Annotated in this window: 13 protein-coding genes and 1 pseudogene; 4 read left to right on the forward strand and 10 right to left on the reverse strand. The window is 43.4% G+C overall.

From position 1 onward, the window contains the following. The first annotated feature begins 34 nt into the window (after positions 1–34). Positions 35–610: a GNAT family N-acetyltransferase gene (locus tag AC27KT_RS04385; RefSeq protein ID WP_487127707.1), complete on the forward strand. Its 576-nt coding sequence runs from the start codon at positions 35–37 to the stop codon at positions 608–610. A gap of 308 nt (positions 611–918) precedes the next feature. On the opposite strand, the gene AC27KT_RS04390 is transcribed toward AC27KT_RS04385, so the two are convergent. Then, a complete protein-coding gene (locus tag AC27KT_RS04390) occupies positions 919–4,782 on the reverse strand; it encodes an AAA family ATPase (protein WP_487127709.1) in 3,864 nt (1,287 codons plus the stop codon). 356 nt (positions 4,783–5,138) lie between these two features. Here AC27KT_RS04390 and AC27KT_RS04395 point away from each other — a divergent pair, with 356 nt between their 5' ends. Then, positions 5,139–7,955 carry a TIR domain-containing protein gene (locus AC27KT_RS04395; protein WP_487127711.1) on the forward strand — a complete coding sequence of 939 codons (2,817 nt, stop codon included), beginning with the start codon at positions 5,139–5,141 and terminating at the stop codon, positions 7,953–7,955. A gap of 645 nt (positions 7,956–8,600) precedes the next feature. Next, positions 8,601–10,328: a sensor domain-containing protein gene (locus AC27KT_RS04400; protein ID WP_487127713.1), complete on the forward strand. Its 1,728-nt coding sequence runs from the start codon at positions 8,601–8,603 to the stop codon at positions 10,326–10,328. Between the two features lie 100 nt (positions 10,329–10,428). On the opposite strand, the gene AC27KT_RS04405 is transcribed toward AC27KT_RS04400, so the two are convergent. The 6 genes and pseudogenes from AC27KT_RS04405 to AC27KT_RS04430 all read right to left on the reverse strand — a co-directional run bounded on the left by AC27KT_RS04405 (position 10,429) and on the right by AC27KT_RS04430 (position 20,995). Continuing rightward, positions 10,429–12,363: an EAL domain-containing protein gene (locus tag AC27KT_RS04405; RefSeq protein WP_487127715.1), complete on the reverse strand. Its 1,935-nt coding sequence runs from the start codon at positions 12,361–12,363 to the stop codon at positions 10,429–10,431. A gap of 260 nt (positions 12,364–12,623) precedes the next feature. Further along, positions 12,624–13,691: pseudogene (locus AC27KT_RS04410) on the reverse strand (MBL fold metallo-hydrolase). A 256-nt stretch (positions 13,692–13,947) separates the two neighbouring features. Next, a complete protein-coding gene (locus AC27KT_RS04415; protein WP_487127717.1) occupies positions 13,948–16,995 on the reverse strand; it encodes an efflux RND transporter permease subunit in 3,048 nt (1,015 codons plus the stop codon). 3 nt (positions 16,996–16,998) lie between these two features. Beyond that, the gene (locus AC27KT_RS04420) at positions 16,999–18,132 is read right to left on the reverse strand and encodes an efflux RND transporter periplasmic adaptor subunit (protein ID WP_487127719.1); all 1,134 of its coding nucleotides are present in this window, start codon (positions 18,130–18,132) and stop codon (positions 16,999–17,001) included. 261 nt (positions 18,133–18,393) lie between these two features. Continuing rightward, positions 18,394–20,343, reverse strand: coding sequence for a monovalent cation:proton antiporter-2 (CPA2) family protein (locus AC27KT_RS04425; protein ID WP_487127721.1), 1,950 nt, complete (start codon positions 20,341–20,343; stop codon positions 18,394–18,396). 1 nt (position 20,344) lies between these two features. After that, entirely contained in the window at positions 20,345–20,995 is a 651-nt protein-coding gene (locus tag AC27KT_RS04430; protein ID WP_487127723.1) for an NAD(P)H-dependent oxidoreductase, read from the reverse strand. Between the two features lie 297 nt (positions 20,996–21,292). Here AC27KT_RS04430 and AC27KT_RS04435 point away from each other — a divergent pair, with 297 nt between their 5' ends. Further along, positions 21,293–21,787, forward strand: a complete 495-nt coding sequence (locus tag AC27KT_RS04435) for an acyloxyacyl hydrolase (RefSeq protein WP_487127725.1) — start codon at positions 21,293–21,295, stop codon at positions 21,785–21,787. Positions 21,788–21,876: 89 nt separating this feature from the next. On the opposite strand, the gene AC27KT_RS04440 is transcribed toward AC27KT_RS04435, so the two are convergent. From AC27KT_RS04440 to AC27KT_RS04450, 3 genes are read right to left on the reverse strand one after another with little or no spacing between them, the layout of a single operon-like run. Beyond that, entirely contained in the window at positions 21,877–22,095 is a 219-nt protein-coding gene (locus AC27KT_RS04440) for a hypothetical protein (RefSeq protein ID WP_487127727.1), read from the reverse strand. A 7-nt stretch (positions 22,096–22,102) separates the two neighbouring features. After that, positions 22,103–24,400, reverse strand: coding sequence for a xanthine dehydrogenase family protein molybdopterin-binding subunit (locus AC27KT_RS04445; RefSeq protein ID WP_487127729.1), 2,298 nt, complete (start codon positions 24,398–24,400; stop codon positions 22,103–22,105). Further along, positions 24,397–24,888 (reverse strand): (2Fe-2S)-binding protein, encoded by a 492-nt coding sequence (locus AC27KT_RS04450; RefSeq protein WP_487127731.1) that lies wholly within the window; start codon positions 24,886–24,888, stop codon positions 24,397–24,399. The genes AC27KT_RS04445 and AC27KT_RS04450 overlap by 4 nt, the downstream gene beginning before the upstream one ends. Positions 24,889–24,891 lie beyond the last annotated feature (3 nt).

A 24,891-nucleotide genomic window follows, 5' to 3' on the forward strand; every position in this document is an offset into this window, starting at 1 on the left:
AAATATAACTCATAACCCTCAAGATGCAAACTAGATGATTTACAAACAAAACATTTCTGACGCCATCATTCCAACTCTCGTATCTGAACGGGTTACTCTTAGAACGCATTACCTCTCAGATTTCGAAGAATGCTGTTCTATTTGGGGGAATAAGCTGGTAACTAAATATACTGGTGGCAAAACAAAAACTCCAGAAGAGGTCTGGCGTCATTTACTAATGTTTCAAGGTTCTTGGGTGACCTTCGGGTACGGGTACTGGCTTATTGAGAATAATAAAAATGGCTCAATTGTTGGTGCTGTAGGTATAAGTAATTTGAAGCGAGAAAACGTAACAAAAGAATGTGGAGACGCGGAGCTTGGTTACGTTCTTCATCCTGCTTACTGGGGTAAAGGGTATGCAGTCGATTCGTGTAAGATAGTGGTTGATTGGTTCTCTAAAAATTTTAAATCACTGCGTGTATTTGCTGTTATTTCTCGAGGTAACGAGCGCTCCATCAATGTAGCTGTTAAAGCCGGCTTAAAATATGCTTTCGCAATAAATGAAAATAAAGATCTGATTTATCAACTAAAAAATTCATCAATAGCAACGCATCAATTTCACTCAGCTTAATTATTGTTCTTCACCGAATGATAAGTCTTTTATTAGAGACAGAATACTTTGCACTAAGATAAGGAGTGAAGTGCGTAGTTCTGATTCTGAACAATAACTCTGTATTGCTTTTGACGTCATATCCCCATAGAGCGGTCTACGCGCCTCCTCCTAAACAATTAACATAGGTGGTTTATATAATGCAGCAAACTGGTGGTTGAACTCTCTTTCGATGCAAGTAGCTAAAAAATGCGTTTGAGTTTGTAGCCTCTTACCCATTAGTGAATCTAGTTTTACTCCAAAATGACACAGTTCCAGAAATGCAAAGTTCACACAAAAAGTGTATCAATTTCATCTTTAAGAAGTGATTCTTTTTCAATCAATGTCAGAGCAACCAGCTCAAGTTTTTCTAAGTTATCATGTAGTAAAGCAGTGACGTTTTTTTCTGCGTCTGCTAGCCAGGTCTTTACGGCGTTTTGCGCCTTAGCTAGAAGCTCTGACTCTTTGTATTTGGTTAACATGCCTACATTTACTGGGCCAACTGACGCTTCAAGTCCACCCTCGAAAATGGCATGCATAGCCAGCCTAGTAGCCTTCTCAATGTCGTTAGACGCTCCTGTGCTTACCTGGTTTTGATCGCAAGCACAAATAGATTCCGCCACTTTTCCTGCTAACAAAACCTGAAGTTGGTCGTGAACTTTCTGTTTAGATAAACTTTCGTATTCATCAGGGCTACGTGTGGCTACAAAACCCAATGCTTGATTGCGGGGCTCGATGGTAACAAAGTCAACCGGGTGAGTAGGAAATAATAGCTTGTGAGTGAGTAAATGCGCTGCTTCGTGATATGCGGTTCTGCGTTTTTCTTCTGTGCTTAATGTAATATTGTCTGATGGTGAACCATATACAATACGCACAATCGTGTCTTTTACATGTGCGGTAGAGAGGGGTTCATTGTTGCCTACGGCCTGATAAATTGACTCTCTCAACACTTGATCAATTTGTGCTGCCGACATCCCCTGCGAAATATTGGTCAATTGCTCCACAGTTTCAATTGGCCAGCTCAGGCTATGCTTATTAGCGAAACGCTCAAAGAAAACCTGCCTGGCTTTTCTATTCGGTAAGTCACAATAAATAATCTCATCAAATCGCCCGGGCCTAGTCAATGCGTCGTCAAGCAGGTGAGGGTGGTTTGTCGCCGCCATAACAAACACCGGTTCTTGCTGGGTATTAAATCCATCCATTTCTGTTAGCAGCGCATTAACAGTTAAATTGCGATCCCGGCTTGCCCCATCATTGTTTGCCGTGCGCTCACCTGCGATAGCGTCAATTTCATCAATAAATAAAATCGATGGCGCGTATTTTCTGGCAACTGCAAACACCGATTTGATATTTTCGGTGGTTCCTGATGAATGCGGTGATGAAAGCTCTGCAGCAGATGCACTGAAAAACGGCAATTTGCATTCGCCTGCCACAGCTTTTGCCAAAAGTGTTTTCCCCGTGCCCGGAGGGCCTGCATATAAAAAACCGGTAGGGATCCTGATGCCAAAGTTTGATAGCTTTTCGGGGTTCTTCAGCCAGCCTATGACCTCTGTTAATCTCATCTTGGCTCGCTCAAGTCCAATCACGTCATCAAGTGTGGCGCTTGGAAGGCTCTGCTGAAAGAGCGATGATTCCTGAAGATCTTTGGACTGAATTAGTTGCTTATAATGCAGGTTGTCAAAGGTGGCGACGAGCTTGTTATCACGCTTTTCCACTGATAACGTGTAATCGAGCGCCTCGTTTCGGGACAACATTCTCTGAATCGTTTTTTCAACGGTTAGATAATGATTTACTTTACCCACTAACACAGAGAATCTTTGCTCTACATCGTTAAGTGCAATAGAAAAATGCTCCAGAACATCTACACAAGTATTATCGGTTTGTAGTGCATTCTCTGACTGGGAAAGTTGATAGGTAAAAATAGGAATACTGCTGTTTTGCTCTCTTATTTTCTCAATGATTTCACTCAATGACGTTTGCGACTGAGACACAGACTCTGTGTCAATTAGCAAAGCATCCGGCCGCTGTTGTTGCATTTGCTCAGGCAAAGACTCTAGGGTAGATACGTGATTAATATTCACCGCAGTATCAATCACGTTTAGAGCATCGTGTAGCCGCTTGTCATTATCAAACAGCAGCATTTGCCTTGCTTCTGCCTGCGTGGCGTTTTCATTAACAGCGATGATTAATTCAATAGTTTCAGACTGTTCATCAATTAAATCTGCTGATTTAGTTAAGATATCAGCCTTAATTTTTGACAATATGGTACCGAGCTGTCTTGCTGATATCTCCGGCGCCAAGGCTCTGACTAAAAATGACGAAAACCGCATAGGCCAATTAAACGTGACATTGTGATTGGTTCTGGCCGATTGTTTAACGGCTTGATCGGCAATGTGTAAATAGTGATTTGCTCTTAATGGTGAAAAGAGCACTGAATAGCCTTTAGCAAGTCGATTTATAAATTCAAAAGATAGCTTGGTACCGGATGACGGGTTAGCGGTCTGCCGCAATACGTCGAAAACATTTAGGGCATGATCCTGTCTATTTTTGGCTAATACATCTTGTCCTAGGTTCGATGTGAAAATCACTATGCATTGTTTAAAGCTTATGAGTTCCTGACTGGTCTGATCCTGGGCAATGCCTTTATCTAACATACCTAGTAAAGTTTGAATTACCGTATTATGAGCTTTTTCTATTTCATCAAATAGCAAAATATGACGGGGGCATGCCCTGACTTTACTGGTGAGCGTACCAAGACTGGCATCGGTATATTGCACACCGGTACCAAAGAGTTTCATGGCATCTTTTTCGTGCGAATATTGCTCCATGTTAAACTCTGTAAATGCATAGCCAGACTGTTCATGTTGATTAAGCAGTTCACAAAAAGACGATCCCAGATAGGTCTTACCAACACCAGACGGGCCAGCGAAGGTATAAATGAGCCTTGGACCATCAGGCGAATCCAAACTCGAAGACAGATAACCATTGCTCAGGTGATTAACTGCTTTAACTTGGCCAATAATTTTTTCGTTTAGCTCCCTATTGAGCGCCTGGGATATTTTGACGGCTTTGGCTATGGTGTTTTTACTTTGATTGAGTTGTTTTAATTGATTAATAAATGGCAAGTTAAGGCGCATAAGTTTGGCAACAAACTCAGAGCCTAGAATACCTTTTAATACAGATATCTGATTAACACATTGTTGCGCTTCGTCAGTAAAGTTTAGATATAGGGCGTAAGATGACGCAATGCTGTACCAGGTTTTACTCACATCGTTTACAGAAAAGCTTCGGGTAACCGCGTTTTCTAACAGGTAAGTACGTTTTGAATAGACTTCGTCAGGCATTATTACTTGGCTTGGTTGGCAGTGAAAATACTCTGCCAGCTCTAACAGCACCTCGGGAATATTTATAGTGGCAGCAAATAAGGTACTTACCTCTGCTTTTGGAAGGTGTTTAACAGACACGTCGTTGATATCTCTGCCAGGCTGCGCCTGCAGATACTGACCGCATACCACCACTGATATTTCATCAAAAAAACGCTTCGTGATACCGCCAACGTTTGTATAAACCTCTTTGAGGTTTAAAGGTGGTGAAGAAGGTGGTGTTGAGGGGGAGGAACTGTCTGACTCATCAAAGAGATTTTCAAAATCATCGACACTAAACTCAGGGGGCACCATTCGTTCTTGTTGCTCCTTAATTGCTCGCTCTGCGAAGGATTGTTCCACTTTTAGCTTAAAATCGCTACTTACAAGCTTGTAGATTTGATGGGTTCTATTGATGATTTCATTCTCGTTAACACTAACGAGACAGTTTCTGAACGAAGTAACCAACGGCAGGATATCGATTTCATCTGCGTTCGGAGCAGATAATCCCAGGTACCCCTTCAGATGCTTTATCACACTTTCAGCCAGATCGTAGTCAAGGATTTTTTCATTACGCACTTTCAGATACAGAAGTGAGTCGCTGTGTTTATAGGCTTCAAATTCACAAAGCGTATTTTCCAGTTTGGTGCCCACTGTTACCGCATCCAGATAGACCATTAGAAACGGAAGTAACACGTCGTCGTGCGGAATAATATCCTCGTTTAGCGTGGTGCCTTGACAGACAACGGGGCGGGCATGAAAAATGCGTTCGAAGAGGTGTGATAAATCCATTTTATTCAAGTAGCCTTTGGTGGTGTAAATCTGCACTCACGTTTATAGTGTACTTTTAAACTAATCTTTTCAATTATTTATTGATTCCGGCAGGGGCAGGAGAAGGGCGTTGGTAAGTGCTGATACATAGAAAGTGATTCAATTAATCAAAGAAATTATAAAAATTTGGCTGCGTGTGAAGTTTCCACAATTTATCCTGAACGGTTGCAATTACACAAAGAGTAAAGCAATCTTAGTTCCCAACATGGAACGACGTCACTTTATGAACAGACATAATATGTCTGCAAGGGCTGACGCGCAGGTAAATTTGTTTGGTACCGGGTACCAGCAATGTTAACTTCTGGAATGAAACTGTAGTGAAGTTCGACTGTTTTGTAAGTTACCGCAAGGGTAACGACAGTAAGATAGCAAGCGATATAGCAGCCCACTTACAACGGCTTGGTCTTAAAGTATTTATAGATACTTCGGAATTATTACCCGGTGAATTTTCACCTCAACTAGAATCCTCGATAAAAGAGGCGACGTACGTGGTGGCTCTGTTTACACGCGATTACGTTGAGCGCATCGAACAAGGGCATGATTTCAATCGTAATTTTATTATTGAAGAACTTAACTGGGCTATCAATTCGAAACATTGCACGCTTATTCCTGTTATTGTCGGTATGGATATGGAAGAGGTGTTTGAGCGCTGCAAGCCTTATGTACCGAATGAACCGAAACTTTCTGATTATCAGGCTTTCAGGTTTACTGAACCTTTACCCGAAGACTTTTATCGCGATATTAGCGATGCAATCCTCAAATTGGAGAGGAAAAAATACTTTAAGCAGAATGGTCAGTCGAGAGAAGCTCAATCTCAATTACCTGCTGCTGAGTCACCCGAAGATATTTATCACAAGTTTCGTCTGCCTTGGCCAACTGATGAGGCGCGTGCCTATAAAGCCGCATTAGAAGATAAAATTGTTAAATCGGATATGGAGCATGTCCACCTTGCGCTGTTTTATTTATCGGGCCGTTTTGGTATTAAGATCGACAGCCAAAAAGCAATTGACTATTTACAAGCGGCTGCGGGACGAGGCTGCAAGGAAGCTATGTACGTGTTGGGAGAACTTTATCACTATGGAGATACCAATTTAGGTATCAACGAAGAAAAAGCGTGCGGGTTATTTCTACAAGCTTATGAAAACAGATGTCACGAAGCAGTCTTTCCGCTTAGTTATTTGTTTGATTCAGAAATTGAAAATACCCAATGCCCGACGGCTTTTTTAAAACAAAAGTACAATGTGGCAGTTGAAAACCCCTACGATAAAATTATCCAAGCGTTGGGCGAAAAGTTTTCTGAATTAAACAGTGCACAACAATTTGGTTACCTGGCATATCATACCTGGCCATCTGGCATGTCAGAACAGGCCCTGGAGCAATTCACCAAACTTCATGAGAGTAATTATATACCGACGCTTCGCTATTTTGGGGAGTGCTTTCTAACCGGCGAAGCCCAAAATAGACACTTTCAGCAGAACATCGATCTCGGCCTGGAAATGTTGGCTAAGGCAGAATCTATGGGATGCTGTCGTGCCAGATATTTACTCGCCGAGTTTCACCTGGATTCAGAATTTAAAGACAGTGGAGTAATTCAAAGCAGAGAAGTTGCTTTTCGGGAACATACTGAGAACATTGAGCTTGGTTATCATGACAGTGCCATTGCGGTTTACTGGGAAGCGACAAATACCGATAATTGTCCATATGACACAAAAACTGCCTTCGGCTGGTTAAAAATAGGTGCGGATGATGGCCATGCTTTATGTTTAAACCAGATTATAAAGAGTTACCTTAATAACAAGACTTGTGACATTGCATTGTATGTTGATGTAGAAAATACTAATTATGGCGAAAGTTGGGAGCTTAAAGAGAACTCCATACAAAGTATAAAAAGCCTGGTTTGGTATGTTTTGAAAAATGAGCGGCTTAAATATAACCAAAGCTTTTTAGATCGCTTGCTGAAGCTGTTTGCCTCGGCGGCATGGACAAGCTCAAACACTGAAATTCTCGGTGAAGAATTACAAAACATCAAAGCTACAGCATTTAACCGGACTTCAAAAGACGATTATTCGTTAGATAATACAGCGGTCTATCTTTGGTTGTTGTGTTTGCAAACCAATGACTCGCGCCGCCATGAGTTAATAAAACAGTTTGGTGTGCCCTTGCGTAACAAGTTATTTTCAGAGGCAATAGAGACCAATTGGTATCGACTGACATTTATTTTTGATGCTAAATTTGTGTTCATTCTAAACACAGCAGCGCAAGGGAGTAACTTACTTGCTAAAAAGTGGCTCGTTTCTGTTTTGCTAGGATTTGCCAATATTGAGCTTTTTCGATGGGTTAAAGTTGTAATAAAAGAGCCGCTTGATGTTGCCCTGAAATTGCTTAACGTTCTGTTAGATAATAAAGCTGATAATGGCACCTTGATGCTGATTAGTAATTACTCGGCTCCTTCCGAACGAATTAGGGGGAAAACTCTAACGGCAATCAAACCTAACCGTGAACTATCGTTGAAGGGGTTATACTCGTTAATAGAGCTGCGACGCTTCATCGAAGCGATGAATAATGAAATGCATACTCAGCAAGCTGATCCCAGGCAATTAGTAGAGAGTTATTTTCGATTCTCATTCACTCATTTGGCCTGGTGGTCGTCTATAAATGCGCCAGAGCTCGGTGAGGAAAAAACACTGTGGAATTGGCATTTTAAATTCGCTAAATATGTAAAATCGCGCGTCACTCACCCAAACATGCTGAGCCTTGTAGCTGTTTGTAATACGCACATTATTGTGCACTTGTCGCAAAATAAAAATGATATTCATAAGCGCATCAATATCAATGTGCTGAACCTTAGCCGACCTGGTACTATGAAACCCTGGTTAGATGAAATGTACCAATTTAGCTTACCTGTGACGATTATCCGGTTGATTAACTACCATGAACAAACTGGATTAATAACCATTGAAGCTTTTGATAACGTGCTGCGTTTACTCAATCACCTGATTGATACATCGGGAAGTACCGTTAAGCAAAACAGCAACTTTCCTCGTTGCATGGAGCGTATTAACTGGCTGGTGAGCAAAGAAACAGATATTGACCTCGATATCGCTCGAGAATTGCGGTCTAAATTTGCTGAGTAGTCAAAGCACCTCCTGACGTAGTCAACTGACTTTTTAGCAGTATGCCGTTTAAGGCTGCATTCTGCTTCGCATTTATTCTCTTATTTTTTTATCCAATTAGAAAGAAAATTACTAATCGGGATAATAAAAGTGCTCCAATTTCACTCAAGTGGACATTAACACTCAGAGGAGAGTTTCTGAGTGAATAGCACTTATTGCAAACTTCATATCATACAAGGTTGAAGACAGAACAATATTTACTGATTCCATTCTTTCTCTCTTTGTTTTCCTTAACTTAAAAATAATGAAGGCAGTCTAGCTGACTCATGTATTTTTTAAATGCACGTGGCTCTCAATAGCAATCAACTCAAGTTAGTTAGTCTAAGAGATTTATTTATAGGCTTCGGTTATATTATTTTATAGGGTGAATTCAAGAACGCTCTGATACTCATCAAGCACCATCTACATCCAATCAAATTTCACCTTTTGTAGAATCCTATTTCCGTTATTTGCGCGGTATGCTTTATATAAGCTGCCTAAATTTTAAACCGGTATCGAGTATAACCTCTTATAAGACCATCCAACTGCCGGTTTTAGACTACACTGAAATAGTGCTGATAATTTTTATCGAACGCTAAGTACTTAAATAGGAGTTACGGGAGTGCAATGAGCTTAAAGAGATACCAAGAGCCCCTGTTGTTTGCACAACATGGTGCTGCCGAAAGGCGGTTCCTAGAGCTTATTAGCGCGTTACCAAAAGTATCGGTCCAAGGATACGACAAGCACCGAAACGTGATCTATTGGAATAAATCAAGTACAGATATTTATGGCTATAGCGAGAGCGAGGCACTTGGCCAAAAGCTTGAAGACCTCATAATTCCTAACTTTATGAGAGATGACGTTGTTAAATTCCATCAGCGCTGGATTGAATTTGACGAACCTATCCCTTCAGATGAATTAGTGTTGAAGAAAAAAGGGGGGCAACCTGTTCACGTTTTTTCTTCTCATGTGATGTTAAAACAAGGTACTGATTCGCCAGAGATGTACTGCGTTGATATTGACTTAACCGAACAGCACGAGATACGTCAAGAACTGGAGCGAATGGCGTCAACTGACCTACTCACAAATCTACCGAATAGGCGCGCATTAGAACAATGCTTAACCTCCGTCATCGATAATGCAAAATCATCTAACTCAGGTTTTGGGCTATTTTTTATCGACCTCGACATGTTTAAAGAGGTTAACGATACCTTAGGGCATACTTGGGGTGATGAACTACTTAAATCGGTTGCTAAGCGCTTGTCAGGCTGTATTGATAGCGCTAATGGCGTACTTGCTCGGTTTGGTGGTGATGAGTTCGTTTATTTAGCCAATGAAGTCACCTGCGAAGATAGATGTGAGGAAATCGCAAAAACGTTGTCTGCCTGCTTTATAGATAGCTTTGCGTTGAGTACTGAAAATGTTCACATTACTTCTAGTATAGGGATCAGTATGTATCCTCGTGACGGTGATGTTATTGACGACCTTTTAAAGCATGCTGACGCTGCAATGTACCAGGCGAAAGCCGAAGGCCGTAATCGATACCACTTTTTTACTAATACGTTAAGTCATCGACTTCGCGAACAAAGACGGATTGCAGCTAATTTGCGTGAATCGCTGAGAAATGATGAATTCGAACTTTTATTCCAACCCCAGATCGATGTGAAAACTGGCAAATTTGCTTCCTGTGAAGCTTTGCTTAGATGGTGTCCTGAAGATAAAACAAAGGCAGTGACGCCCGATGTTTTCATACCTATCGCTGAACGCGGTGAGCTTATTGGCGATTTAGGAAATCGGGTATTAAAAAAAGCATGTCAGCAGGCCCAGGCATGGAAGGAAAAGGGTATTGAAATTCGAATCGATATAAATGTGTCGGGTAAAGAGTTAGAGAAAAGCTCATATTTTGATAGCCTGACTGCATATCGAGAGGAGTATGCTTTATCACCGGAAGATATAGGGTTAGAGCTTACCGAGAACGTGCTTATTAAATCAGACAGCATCATTCTAGACGGTCTGAAAGCACAAAGAGATCTCGGAATGGAAATCTCCATTGACGATTTCGGTACAGGCTACTCTTCGCTGAGCTATTTAAAGCATTTTCCGGTCTCGCATTTAAAAATCGACCGTTCTTTTCTTGATGGCGCACCAGAAAATGATTTTGATAGTGCATTAATGGAGGCCATTGTTAACGTAGGCCATAAATTAAATTTGAAGATTGTCGTGGAAGGGGTGGAAACAGAGAGTCAGTCTGACTATTGCAAATCACTAAACGTAGAGTTTGTTCAAGGCTATCTATTCTCGCGGCCAATAAGCGCAGACGCCATAGAGACCCTGTACGTAGAACAAAGCAAGTAAGTATAAAAGTCACGTCTCTTAGTATTTACTCTGACATTTAGCTTAGGAATCCGATATTAATGCGTGATAAACGTTTGCCAATTACCCAACCCATGGCCTATTAATACACGTTCCACAGCGCGGGCTTTGCGAAATAATAGCCTTGCTGATGAGCGACGCCTAACTTGATTAACGCTACTGACTCCGCTTCGTTTTCTACCATTTCAGCAATGACTTTTATGTTCAAACCTTTCGCTATACTGACAAGACTCGAAACAAACAGCTTGTTGTCTTCATTCGTGTGAATGCCCTGAGTCAACCGACCAGAAAGTTTTACAAACTGTGGTTGTATTGCGCGAAGGCCGGAAAGTGACGCGAAATTGTCACCAAAACGTTCAATGGTAACGCGACTACCAAGGTGAATTAATTGACGACAAAGCGATTCCGCTGCCTCTCTATGTTGAATTAATGCTGCGTCTTCTATCTCAAAAAGTAGTCTATTGCTTAACTGTCTACGTTTCGCGATTTCTTTAACTAACCAGTCTCTAAATTCAGCATTGGCAATTGACGCTATGCTAAGGTTGACCGCAACTTGTTGTGAGGTAACTTCTAGCTTCTTTAGAACGATATGAGTAACTAACTTGTCTACCTGCGGGATGAGGTCAAGCCGTTCAGAAGCCGGGATGAGTTGTGCCATTGGAATAACATCATTCGTGTCTTTGTCTTTAAATCGACCTGATGTTTCGTAATAAGCGGGAACGTTTTGTTCTGTGTCCATCACGGGCTGAATCATAATGTCAGCGTACTGCTGAGAGACAATATAGTTCAGCCGTTCACGCCATTGAGAATTGCTGTGCACTTTTGATATGTCAGACGCCAACTGCCAGCCGTTCTGGGTTTTCATTGCCGCGATGAGGGCGCTATCCACACTTTCCATAATTTGCTGCATGGACATCGTTCCAACAAACCGCGTAATACCTATAAAAATAGCTCTTGTACCATCTCGCAGTGGCGAAACAGTCGCACACTGCTGAGTAATGTTACCAAGCATCATTTCTCTGGTAGCGTGTTCCATGGCTTCGCAGATTAGCGCCAAATCTCCACCCGATAATCGAAACACAAAACGAATGTTGTTGTTATTTTTGGCTTCCTCAAGCAGCACGTTTGCTACCGCTTTTATGTAATTATCACCAGGCACCATTCCTAATTTTGTGTTGATGCTGCCTAATTGGGCCAGCCGCACAATAATGAGTTCTTTTTCTTGGCAAGGCGCGTTTTCATTGAGTAAAGCACGCATGTGGCGCTCGAAAGCGCCTCTATTTGCCAGTGTTGTGAGAGGATCTTTACTGGCTTCTTTTTTAAAGAGTTCTGACTGTCGCTTAAGCTCATCAAATTTAGAAGAAAGCGTGCTTGCTAGGGAGTTAGCGGCTTCGGTTAGCGGTCTAAAATCGTTACTGGATACAGTAACCTCAGGAGACGTGAAATTATGGCTACCAATTTCATTGAGTTTCTTTACAGTATCGTAAATAGGCCGTTTAGCCTTTCGATTCATTATCGTCACGAAAAAAGAAAGAAGCGCTGCTATCACGACAAAAGCAGCGATATTTTTTACTAGCGCAGACGTAAACCTAGCTGCGGTTTCTTGCTTACTCGATGTTAAAACAAGGTTGCTCCCGCTAGGGCCTAAAGACACACGCTTGGTATAGTTAGCACTCGGGTCAATGAGAGAAAACCATGAAGGCACGGTACTCTTCAAGGGCCTTTCCCGTTGCGCTATTTCGTTGCCATCTGCGTCGATAAAAGCAGCGGCTGATATGTAAGGTTGTGCAACGGCACTTTCTAGTAAAGCATTCAGTATTAATTGATCTGTTTGAAGAGGAGGGGAACTTACCTGATTAATGCTGTCTTTAAGAATTTCAGCGCTCTTCTCGGCCTGTAGCGTTACCGCCCTAGAAGTATGTGCTTGTAGTTCACGTAATTCGGCGACAGATAATGCAGTAAATGCTAAAAACAATAGGGTGACAAGGCCCAGATTCGTTCGACTCGATAGCTTCATTACTAGCAGTTATCTCCTTTAACTGAGGAATTTATGTTTTCTCAAATGGTTGTAAGCAATAACATGTAACCATTTAAATAATTTGGTGATATTTAAGCTTCGTAGCGTTACTCTACTCACCGCTATTCGACGGAAGCGCAGTGTATTTTAAATGTAGCTTACAAAATAAATGAGTGCCACTTACACAATATAATCACAAATGTATAGCAAAACATAAAGTTAAGCGAGAGGTAATGAAGTCTTTATATTACCTTTACGCTTTATCTGTTATCTAACCACCAGGTTTTATTAGGTGCTTCTCCTGCACTCTTAACAGGTACTATTTCACCAAAAATAGGAATACTGGTGGGAACACCCTTAGCACCAGCAAGGTCTGTGATTTTTATTAAAGGCTCATTCCAATTATGTAGTGCTAAATCAAAGGTACTGTTGTGCACGGGCATCATGACACTAGCTTGGATATCAATGTGGGCTTGCAAGCTCTCTTCAGGCAGCATGTGAATGTCAGACCATAGTTCGTTGTACGCGCCGGTTTCAATCATAGATAAATCAAACGGACCATACTTTTCACCAATGGCTTTAAATCCGTCAAAATAGCCCGAGTCACCGCTCTAAAAGATGTTGGTATTCGCAGATTTGATAACCCAACTTGCCCAAAGGGTTTCGTCTCTATCAAATAAACCCCGCCCTGAGAAATGCTGAGACGGTGTGGCCACTATTTCAATGTCGCTCACTTTTGTACTTTGCCACCAATTTAGCTCAACAACTTTATTTGCATCCACACCCCAGTCGCGTAAATGATTGCCTACTTTTAGCGGTGTAATAAACACGTCGACCTTGTTTTTTAGTATTTCAATACTGCCCTTATCTAAATGATCGTAATGGTCGTGACTTATGATAACGGCACCTAATTTAGGCAAGTCTTCCAGTGAAATTGGCGTTTGGTGGAAACGCTTGGGTCCCATCCATTGTACGGGGGAAGCACGCTCACTAAAAACCGGATCGAACAATATATAACGATCGGCAAGTTTCAATAGCGTAGTAGAGTGGCCCAACTTTATCACGCTGTCTTCTGCAACTGCGTCAAGCATTTGTGGTGTAAGTGCCGACACGGGTATGTCAAACGTTGGCGTTGCAGCATCTCTATTGTCACGAAAATACGCTTTGGTGACTTTCCACATGTCTCGCCACGTCGTTTTATATTCAATATGAGTATTAGTGAATTTTTGAGGTTGCGACGCGCTTGCAGCAAGGGGGTTTGAAGAACCACAGAAAGATGTCATAAATAAAACTCCATCGAGAAAGCGTGTGCGATTAAAAACAGGCATGCTCTCACCTTAAATTGAAAGTATACTGCACAGTGTAGTTTACTGATGATAAACCAATTTAGTTAAAAGTAAACTGGCGGGTGTAGTTTTTGTTTGGAAGGATAGGTTGCAGCTAAGCGATAGTATGCAGCCAGCATAAGAATCAGCGTCTTATGCTGGCTGTTAACTATATTACTTCACACCTTAGTTTAACGTCGCTTTAGCGCTCACCTTTTTCAATAAACATCTAGCTAGTTGAATTTGCGTCAATTATTTTCTATTCAGACTTAATGCCGTGGAACGTACAGTGCAGAACAGGCAATATGAGTAGTGTAAGCACGGTGGCGACGGTCAGACCAAATACAATGACGACCGCCATTGATGCGAAGAACGCGTCAGAAAACAGCGGGATCATACCTAATATGGTAGTGATGGCTGCCATTGAAACCGGTCGTACACGAGATACTGATGCGGTAACAACCGCTTCAAACGCGCCGCTGTTACCTTTTGCCTGTACGTTTATTTCTTCCATCAATACAATACCGTTTTTAAGCACCATACCGATAAGACTTAAGCTGCCCAGCAGCGCCATAAAAGTAAAAGGTGCGCCAACTAATACCAAGCCTCCAATAATGCCGATGGTAGTAAGCGGTATTATGCCCCATATGGCTAAAGCTTGGCGAAGCTTGCCAAACAGCAATACGGTGATAATAAACATTCCCAATATACCAATAGGCATGCTGGCGAAGAGGGCGCTTTGCGCGTCGGTTGAGGTTTCGTATTCGCCGCCCCATTCAATGCGATAGCCATCAGGCAGTTTAAGTTCTTCTACAAGAGGGCGAACTTTCGCTTGCACGCTCGCTGCCGTCTCGCCTGACAAGGGCATGGGCTCAGCATAAACCGCCAGCATACGCACCCGATTACGGCGTTTGATGATAGGGTTATCTAGCGATACATCCACATTGCTAACAACGTCAGCCATGCTTATGTATTTACCTTGCTCTTGGCTCCATACGTTGAGAGAGGCAAGGTTGTCAATGTCATAGCGCTGGTTTGGATCGTTGCGCATTACGATAGGAATTAAATCGCTGCCTTCTCGATAAAGGCCAACAGTTTCACCCTCATTGTTAAGTAAAAACGCAGTGTGAACAGCATCTCGCGTTACACCGATACGTCTGGCTTGTTCTTCCAGAAACACAGGTTCAACAAATGGGACTTTGTTGCTCCACGACAGTCGCACGCTGTCCATGGTTTTCTCTGCTTGAAATATCGCTTCAATGTCGCTGCTTATCTCACGCAAAACGTCAGGCTCTGGCCCGTAGATTCTTGCTTCAATTGCCGCTTTTGCAGAAGGGCCTACTTGAAGTGCTTTTACCTTGTATTGCACATTAGGGAAGTCTTCTCGCACTAGTTCGATTATTTCTCGCATACGAGCATCACGAGACTCAACCGTGTTAGTTTCAACAATAAGCTGGCCATAACTGGCGTATCTGTCTTCTGGCGCATAGGTGAGGGTAAGGCGCTGTGCTCCACCGCCAATAACGCTTGTAACGTTGGCAATATTCTCCATGCCTAGCACACTGTCTTCTAAGCGGCGAATAGACTGCTCGGTGGTTAAGATGTCGCTTCCTTCAGGCAGCCACAAATCGACGAAAAACAGTGGTGTGGATGAATCTGGGAAAAACGCATTTTTTACGAATTTCCCTGACGCCATACTGCCTACTAATGCAACAAGTACTAGTACAATTGTCACGTAACGATGATTGATAGCTGCAGTTAGCACACGTTTGTAAACCGTAAAAATAATGCCCTTGTATGGGTCGTCGTCTTCATTACTATTGCCGCGCTCTTTTTCTGTTTTAAACAGTAAGTCGAAAAAGAAGGGGGTAATGGTAAGCGCGGTGATCCAACTTAAGAAAAGCGAAAAGCACAGTACCCAGAAGAGGGAGCCGACGAATTCACCTGTGGCATCTGGCGAAAGGCCAATTGGCGCAAAAGCGGTTATGGCAATTACAGTCGCGCCAAGCAGCGGTAAACCGTTTTGCGACACCACGTCTTTTGCTGCCTGAAGCTTGGTTTGCCCTTTTCTAACCCCAATCAACATGCCTTCGGTTACCACGATAGCGTTGTCGACCAACATACCAAGAGCAATGATAAGGGCTCCTAGTGATATTTTTTGTAGCTCAATGCCTTTTACCGACATCAATATAAACGTGCCAAGAATGGTAAGTACAAGAATGAGCCCCATCAGAACGCCACTGCGCCAGCCCATGAAAAGCAGGAGTACGAAAATAACGATGGCCACGGCTTCAGCTAGGTTAATCAAGAACCCGGTGACAGAATCGTCGACCACGGTAGGCTGGTTGTAAACGGTGTTGAGGCTCATGCCAAGGGGCATACGCTGCTCCAGCTCGGCAATTTTTGTATTAAGTCGCTTACCTACATCAACCACATTTACCGCCGATGCGAACGACACGCCAATAGAAAGAGCGGGAGTGCCAGAACTGTGATAAAGGATTGAAGGGGTATCGTTAAGCTTGCGCTCAATCGTCGCGATATCTGTTAAGCGAATAAGGCCGCTTGCAGGTGAGCCAATTACCACCTGACCTAACGCCTCTAGGTTATCAAATTCGCCAGTGGGTTGTATGGACAGGCGCTTGCCCTGAACTTTAATCGACCCTGCGTTACCCACAACATTTTGTGCAGTTAACAAGCCAGCAATGGATTCTGCAGACACATTAAGGGCTTTCATTTTATCGTGATCTAAAGACACAATAATTTGTTCACTTACCGTGCCGGCGATAGATACTTTCTTAACACCTTCAACAAGCTGAATTTCTCGCTGCATTAAATCAGCAAAATCTTCCATTTGCTTAAGGGAATAGTCTTCACTTTTAAGAGTAAGCAGCAGCCCAAAAACGTCACCAAAGTCATCATTCACAATAGAGGTGCTGGTACCAGGGGGTAGCGATGCTTGTGCGTCACCCACTTTACGTCGTAGGTTGTCCCAGTATTGCTCTAGGTCTTTAGCCTGAACACTACTCTTAAGCTCTACCGTAATTTGCGATAAGCCCAGCATGTTTACGGAACTTACACGTTTTACATTAGGTATACGCTGAATCGCTTTTTCAAGCTGCAGCGTAACTTCCTCTTCAACTTGCTCAGGCGTTGCCCCTGGGTATTGAGTAATAACCAGAGCATTTCTAATAGTGAATTCGGGAAACTCTAGCTGACCTAAGCCAAGAAAAGTCACAATGCCGCCAACACCTAAAATGATGGCAACCATCCAGCTTATTACTTTTTGACGAAAGAAATACTCGACCATAATTTACAGTCCTCCTTCTTTCGTCCACTCAGTAACCACTTGGCCTTCTTTTACGAGATGAGCACCTGCTGCAACAATTCTATCATCGTCGTTTAGCGGGCCCTCTACCAGCAGGCCGTTAGAAATACCGCGTGTTATCATCACTTCTACTGCTTCGACTGTGCCTTTTTTAGCATTGTCTCTGTCAGGTCTGAAGCGCCACACAATGGCTTTCTCTGGCTCAGCATTGTAAGTCACTACCGCACCAAAGGGCACTAGCCAAAGCTTTGCATCAGACTCAATCAACTTCGACATATCAAGTAATACGGTGGCGCTCATGCCCGCTAGAACATTGATATCGTCTGGTTCGGGCAGAGTAATTGTTACCTCATAGCTTAGCTCGCCTTGTCGCGTGGTGCTCTCGTGGTCTTTGTACATGGCAGCGTAGCGTTTTTCTGGCATGCCAGAAAAAGTGACCCACGCCATTTCCGATGTACGATTTTCGCGGGCCCGAGAACGATCAATCATACGCATTTTTTGCTCTGGTAGCTGAAACGTTACGTCGATAGCTCCTGGCATATGAAGCTCCGCGATGGTTTGCTGCGGTACAATGACTTGGTAATTTTCAACAGGAACGGATGCAATAAGCCCTGCAAATGGTGCGCGAAGCTCGGTATAACTTAGCTGGTCCTGCGCGTTTGTGAGGCTAGCTTTAGCAGCTAAATAATTTGCTTTCGCCTCATCAAACGTAGAGCGGCTTACTGCGCCTTTTTCTACCGAGGCTTCCATACGTTCAAACATGGCAGAGGAAACATCAAATTGAGACTGGGCAGTGGCGAGTTGTGCTTTTGCGTCTCTGTCGTCAAGTCGTGCAATAAGCTGGTTCTCTTTAACTTCTTCGCCTGCTTTTACTTTGAGCTCTTGCAGTTTGCCGCCAATGCGAAACGAAAGATTTGAATATTCAGCCGCTTCCACTTGTCCTGGGAATTTCGCGATGGTCTCGTCTGAATGCTGAACTTCGTAAAGCGTTACCGGTGTTGATGATACAGCTTTAGGTGGAGTAGGTGCGTCTTCACAGGCGCTTAATCCAGCGAGTGAAGCAATAGCAACCACAGTGCGCAGGGCTAAGCTGTGAAAGAGGTTTTTTTCAGACAACATGGTAACTCTCCATTTAAATAGACCACTTTTTCCCATTTGTACTTTCATAATGGGGTAATTTAGTAACGCGCGCACCCACACCGGCAAAAATGTGGTCAAAAGTCAATTGACGCTTCGTTGAATCTTCTTACAGGTTATAGCGCTATTTGTCGTTTTCGATCAGATTTTTATTCTTATTTACAAGCGCTAACCATTAGCTTTATACCGATTTATCTATACGAAATATGAATCCCCATAGAAAAAGCATTCAGTCCGGCACGATCAAGTATTGTTTCTATCTGGCTTTCTATTTGGGTTTTCATCGGGCGCAAGGCTTTCAGCATAGCCTTTAGGCGGCGGAGTCCAACCACGCATCTTTGAATGTTTGTCGTGTAAATCTGCTTTTAGGGCATTTTCGATTAGCGACTCTAGTTCTATAAAGAGCTTAAGGTAATTGTTATCAACGCGTTCGCCACTAGCGTCATCCACCCACGCGTGATAAAGCACGTCGTTTTGTTGCGTCTCAATATTTTTATAGGCCATTTTTTGTCGCTCAACGTGAAAGGGGTGAATATTTAGCGAGCGCAATGCTTCTGCACCCATTTCAAGGGCACTGTGGTAGGTCTCAGATACGACAAAGTCCGCGCCCAACTGGCGCAAGCGATAGCCATGACCACGGTCAAAGGCACGGGCAAGCACTTTGGTATTAGGAAGCGCGTGCTTTGCGTATTTCACCATTTCTGCGGCAGTTTCCCTATCGTCGATGGCAATAACCAACAAAGCAGCATCATGGGCGCCAGCGGTATGCAAAATGTCTGGTTTGGATGCATCGCCAAAATAGGCTTTGGTGCCAATCCGTCGGATAAGGTCTATCTGCTCTGAGCGAATATCAAGCACAACGGTTTTAACGTCATTGGCTGCTAACAGCCGATTAATAATTTGCCCGAAACGACCTATACCAGCAATGACTACAGTGCCTTTTTCGTCGATAACATCTTCATCACGCTGTGGTTTTGCATTTTTATAGCGCGGAATGATGGCTTTGTCGAAAAGAATGAAAAGCCCTGGCGTTAAGAACATAGAGATAGCCACTACAAGAGAAAGTACAGAAATAATGTCGTTGGGCAGCACATAGTTCTGCGAGGCAAAACTTAACAGTACAAAGCCAAATTCACCCGCCTGGGCAAGGCTTAGTGTGAACAGCCATTTGTTAGTGCCTTTTATTTTGAAAATTAAGGCGATGACAAACAGCACAATGGCTTTCACAAGCATAACTGCGACAGTTAGCCCTGCTATCAAAACCGGCTTCTCACTAAGCACTGAAAAGTTAATGCCAGCGCCTACCGTTATAAAAAAGAGACCTAACAATAAGCCTTTAAACGGCTCGATATTGGCTTCAAGTTCATGCCTGAATTCACTATTGGCTAGAACTACGCCTGCTAAAAACGCGCCAAGGGCCGGAGAAAGCCCCACAAGCCCCATTAACGCGGCAATGCCGATAATTAGCATGAGTGCTGTGGCTGTGAATATTTCTCGTAAACCAGAAGCGGCAACAAACTTGAACAATGGGCGGCTTAAGTAGTGTCCTCCGATGGTTAAAAAGGCAATTGAGCTAATGATCACGAGACCTGAAGCCCAAGGGGCAAGCCCTTCAACAAGGTTTAGACTATCGTGCGATCCTGTATCGCCGCCATGTGCATTTCCTGCTTCGACCAGCTCGGGTATGGCAAGGAGGGGTATAAGCGCAAGCATGGGAATAACCGCGATATCCTGAAACAACAAAACGGAAAAGGCGCCTTTACCACCTTCTGTTTTTTGCAGCCCTTTTTCTTGCAACGTTTGTAAAACAATAGCGGTTGAAGAAAGGGCGAATATAAGGCCTATTGTAAGGGCAATGCTAAAAGGCTGATCAAGCAATATGGCTACGCCAGTGATAAGTGCTGTGGTTAGTGCTAACTGCAGGCCGCCTAAGCCCATAAGTTTAGACTTCATGGCCCAAAGCGAACGAGGCTCTAACTCTAGCCCAACTAAAAACAGCATCATGACTACACCAAATTCAGCAAAATGCTGAATTGCGACAGTTTCGTCACCAACAAGGCCGAATATGGGGCCAATCACTAGCCCTGCTATTAAATAGCCTAATACAGACCCTAAACCAAGGCGCTTTGCAATGGGCACTGCAATTACGGCGGCGACCAGATAGATAAATGCATATAGAAAATAGCCAGTCACATTAATCTCCTTGAGATGTACAAAGGTCTGCCAGATTCTCGATGTGCTTTGCTTTTTCTAAATCGAGAGTGTTGGTGGTTAGCTTGTTCAGTAAAGTTACCCACTTACTTCTGTGTTCAATAATGCGATGCTCTTCTTGGGCGGTACGCGAGCCGAATATTGCAAATGGAGCAATGTAGGTCATATTTGTGATTTGGGCCATTTGCTCTAAAGGCTGAAGCAGTTGCCTGATGGTGTAGTGATTGAAACCGTCAGTTTGATAGGCTTCCTCTTTGCCACCTGCACTTAATGCACAAAGAAACAATTTATCTTTAAGTGCAGTACCTTCATGACCGTAGGCGAATCCATATTCCAATACTAAATCTTGCCATTCTTTTAAGATTGACGGTGTGGAATACCAGTACAGCGGAAACAGAAAAACAATAACATCGTGGTCGATTAAACGCTGCTGCTCTCGTTCAATATCAATATTAAAATCTGGATATTCTGCATACAAATCAACGGCGGTAACGTGCTTATTTATTTTTGCTTCGTGAAAAAGAGGCACGTTCACTTCCGAGCGGGTTTGCGCGGGGTGGGCAAAAAGAACCAATACTTTCTTACTTTTCTTGGTGCGCTCTACAGTGCTTTCAATAATGTTCTCGTCAGTCATGCATTTCTACTCAGTGTTACAGCCAGCTCTCATTGAGCTATAAGGAGCCGTTGATTTTTGATGTGCAAAATACAGCTATGGTCAAAAAACCTAAATTTATTCATTAATTCAATATGTACGTTTAGAGCAAATAAGAATGTGTTTTTCCTCAAAGTTATAAGGTGGTCAATAAGCACTAGGTTGAAAAAAGTTACCTGATTACCATTATAAACTCTCAAACAAAATAGCTTTGAAAATGACGCAAAAAAAGCGTCAGAAAAAGCGAAACTTTCAAACTTTGCTTAGAACAGTATAACCATGAAAACATCAGTAAAAACACTCGCACTTGCATTATCGTTACTTTCACCTTTTGCATCGCTTTCCACCCATGCTCTGCCTCAAGGTAGTGAACTCAAAGTTGGAGCTGCGGTTTGGAATCTGTTTGATGATGCAGACCGATACGCATTGCATGTGGCTTATGTTCACAAACCGCTCGAATCATTTTACGGATTTCGACCAACAGTCCTCTTAGTAAACGCAGATCAAGGCCAACACTATTTCGCTGCGGGGTTGGCAAAAGACGTTTACAAATACAATGACTTTTCAGTACGCGTTGCCTTTCACGCGGGCATTGTTGATGAATCTGAAAATTTAGGCGACACCATTGAATTCTATTCATCACTTTCCGGACTCTACAATTTTTCTGAATCATTTTCGCTAGAAGCTGAAATTGGCCACATTTCTAACGGTGGGCTAGGGGACACGAACCCTGGTTCAGAATCGTTTGTATTGAGTGCTCACTACCATTTCTAATATCGCCTAAACAAGTTGTGCCTACTTCTTTCGTTGAACAGCCCGCTTAAAACGCGGGCTGTTCAATTTCGGGCAAAGACTTTTTTAACTTAACTTTCTGTCGGGCAAGGTGCGCCGCCGTTAATCCAAACCGACATTGCCTTAGCGAACTGTGCATGTGTCCCTGGAGCAGGTGTTGAGTTAGCCACTTGTGAAGCGTTAGCAGTTAAACTTTCATGATGGCTATCGTCATTTTCATGTAAGCTACACCCGATAAGCATAAGTGCGAATAGGGCGCTTACCCCTAAAGCAGATATCATTCTCATCATACTGCCCTCATGCTTTTAATGCTGCGGTAACGTGTTGAGCAAGCATGGGCAAATGGCGTAGCCGTACACCAATGGCTTGGTACACGGCATTGCCGATAGCCGGCGCGACACCAATAACGCCTGGTTCACCCAGTCCTACTGGAAACTCCTCACTTTCAACAAGTTCAATATCCATTTCTGGAACATCGTTCATACGTAGAGGAAGGTAGGTGTGTAAGTTTGTTTTTGAAACCTGACCGTTTTTCACTTCGTTATGTTCAAACAGTGCCAAGCTCAATCCCCACAGCAATGAACCCTCAAGCTGCGCTATTGCGCCATCTGGATGAATAACAATACCAGCATCAGAAACAACCCATAGCTTCTTAACCGTTATCTTTCCTGTGCCCTTGTTAACGTGAACATGAGCTGCAGTCGCGAGCCAAGCTGGCATAGTGCGTTCTTGACCTGCACTTACGCTATAGCCAATGCCTTCATCAGCACCAAGTTTAACATTCGCCGTCTTTTTCTTAAGAATCTCAAGAGTATTGGCAAGTCGAGTGGCACCGCCGACACTTTCTGGCGCTTTGCCCCCTTGTTTTCCTTTTCCGTCTAACATAGCAAGTCTGAAGTCGACGGGGTCTTTGTTCGCTTTCATTGCCACTTCGTCAATAAATGATTCTAAGCCCCATACAATCCAACCTTGACCTACCGAACGCAGCCAACCTGGCGTAAATGTATCTTGTGCTACCTTATTGTTAACCGCACGGGCGCGATGGTGAGACATGGTGTACCAATGGTCGGCGCCAGATGCCGAGAACATATCGACTTTTCCTTCGCCGCTTACTCCTGGTGCTAGAAATCCTGGTGCCATTTTTAGTGTTGGCCAGCCTGCCGCAAGCGCATGCTCCATGCCTAAAAACTGATTATTTTCATCAAACGACGCATTAAACAGCGAGGTAGATGCAGAGCGGGGTTGATCAAACAATGTATCATCCGGGCGCATGAACACCAATTTGACTGGCTGGCCAGCAGCTTTAGCTGTAAGCAAAGCTGGAACAATCCAATCTCCATAAAGGCGTCGACCAAAACCACCGCCAAGATAATATTGGTGAAGGATCACATCACTTTCTGGCACTTCTGCGGCCTTAGCTACATTAGGGAGTGTTAGGCTCTGCCACTGGTTACCAGTATGAATATGCCATTTACCACCTTTAAATTCAGCAATAGCGTTAAGTGGTTCTAGCTGGAAATGATTGGCAGTTGCGGTGGTATATAAAGCCTCAATAGTTTGTGCCGCTTTTGATTGCGCCAGCTCTATATTTCCTTCATCGACAAAAACGGTGCCTTCCTTGCGATCACGTACAATTCTTTCGCCTTCTTTTTGTATATCAGCTTCAGAAACATTAGCGGTTTTACCGGCGTTATAGCTGACTTTCACCATATCAACGGCTTTAATCGCTGTGGGGTAGTCTGTAGCCAATACAGTAACCCAACCTTCGATAGTACCGCTCGGATCGGTGAGCACTTTACAACCTTTGTATCCCGGTAAGCTCTTAGCTTTACTGTCGTCCACATTCGTTACTGCGCTGCCATAACGAGTCGGAGGCAGAATGGGGCGTGCATAAAGCATGTTTTCCACTTCCACATCAATGCCGTATACTGCAGTACCGTTAGTTTTAGGCGGGATGTCGAGTGCTTTGTAGTCTGCGTTAACACCAATGAGGTGGCGTTTTTTACCCGGTTTAATTGGCAGTTCCGCGAGCTCATCTGCACTGAATGTTTTGTCGACGTTGCCGTTCGCTACAATATCGCCGTAGCTAATTTTTTTGTTACCCGAGATAACAAAGCCTTTTTCTGCCTTGCAACTATTGGCGGGCACGCCAAGTAGTTTCGCACCTGCATCAATTAACACAATGCGGCCAGCGGCGCCTGCCTGAGACATAGGCTTGTAGGTATGGAAAATTGACCAAGAGCCGCCTGTTACCATGTAGCCCCACTTTGGGTCTGTATCAACGTGCACTATAGACACTTTATCCCAGTCGCACTCAAGCTCATCAGCTAAAATTCTAGCGATTGGCGTACCAATATGCTGACCCATTTCCGCTTTGGCTATGTTGACGATGACGTTGCCATCTGTATCCATTTCAAACCAGATATTTGGTGAAAACTGTTTAGTTTCAATACTTTCTTTCGCTGATAACAGAGATGGAATAGCGGCAGCACCAAATGCCATGAATAAAGACGTTTTCATTGACCCCACCATGAAAGAACGGCGAGATAAGTTGATCATGTCTTTCTTTTCTTGAGAGATGTTTTTCATGCTCATGCGTTTTCACCTTCTGATGAAGCGTTTGGGTCAAAGTATTGAACTGAAGACGTTGCGGCGCGCTTGATCGCTTTTTTTATGCGCGCATAAGCCATACAGCGGCAATAATTTGCGCTCATGTGGTTAACGATATCTTGGTCGCTCGGATTTGGGTTTCTGTCTAGTAAGGTCGCTGCTTGCATGATTTGACCAGACTGACAATAGCCACACTGAGGAACCTGCTCTTCTACCCAAGCAGATTGCAGCGGATGCTCATTGTTGAGGCTTTCGATAGTGTTTACGTTCTTGCCTTTAGCTAACGAAACAGGATATGAGCAAGAGCGAACAGCGTTGCCGTCAATATGTACCGTGCATGCGCCACACATGGCAACACCGCACCCAAACTTGGTACCTTTTAATCCAAACTCATCGCGTATCACCCAAACGAGAGGCGTATCTGATGCAGCATCTGTCTGCACTTTTTTTCCATTTAATGTAAATTCAATCATGGT

The sequence above is a fragment of the Alteromonas sp. 5NW40-0090 genome, assembly GCF_057552975.1.

Bases quoted from the DNA above. Each gene is read 5' to 3' on its own strand.
- AC27KT_RS04385 (WP_487127707.1), top strand. From the start codon at position 35: ATGATTTACAAACAAAACATTTCTGACGCCATCATTCCAACTCTCGTA.
- AC27KT_RS04390 (WP_487127709.1), bottom strand. From the start codon at position 4,782: ATGGATTTATCACACCTCTTCGAACGCATTTTTCATGCCCGCCCCGTT.
- AC27KT_RS04400 (WP_487127713.1), top strand. From the start codon at position 8,601: ATGAGCTTAAAGAGATACCAAGAGCCCCTGTTGTTTGCACAACATGGT.
- AC27KT_RS04405 (WP_487127715.1), bottom strand. From the start codon at position 12,363: ATGAAGCTATCGAGTCGAACGAATCTGGGCCTTGTCACCCTATTGTTT.
- AC27KT_RS04415 (WP_487127717.1), bottom strand. From the start codon at position 16,995: ATGGTCGAGTATTTCTTTCGTCAAAAAGTAATAAGCTGGATGGTTGCC.
- AC27KT_RS04420 (WP_487127719.1), bottom strand. From the start codon at position 18,132: ATGTTGTCTGAAAAAAACCTCTTTCACAGCTTAGCCCTGCGCACTGTG.
- AC27KT_RS04430 (WP_487127723.1), bottom strand. From the start codon at position 20,995: ATGACTGACGAGAACATTATTGAAAGCACTGTAGAGCGCACCAAGAAA.
- AC27KT_RS04435 (WP_487127725.1), top strand. From the start codon at position 21,293: ATGAAAACATCAGTAAAAACACTCGCACTTGCATTATCGTTACTTTCA.
- AC27KT_RS04440 (WP_487127727.1), bottom strand. From the start codon at position 22,095: ATGATGAGAATGATATCTGCTTTAGGGGTAAGCGCCCTATTCGCACTT.
- AC27KT_RS04445 (WP_487127729.1), bottom strand. From the start codon at position 24,400: ATGAGCATGAAAAACATCTCTCAAGAAAAGAAAGACATGATCAACTTA.
- AC27KT_RS04450 (WP_487127731.1), bottom strand. From the start codon at position 24,888: ATGATTGAATTTACATTAAATGGAAAAAAAGTGCAGACAGATGCTGCA.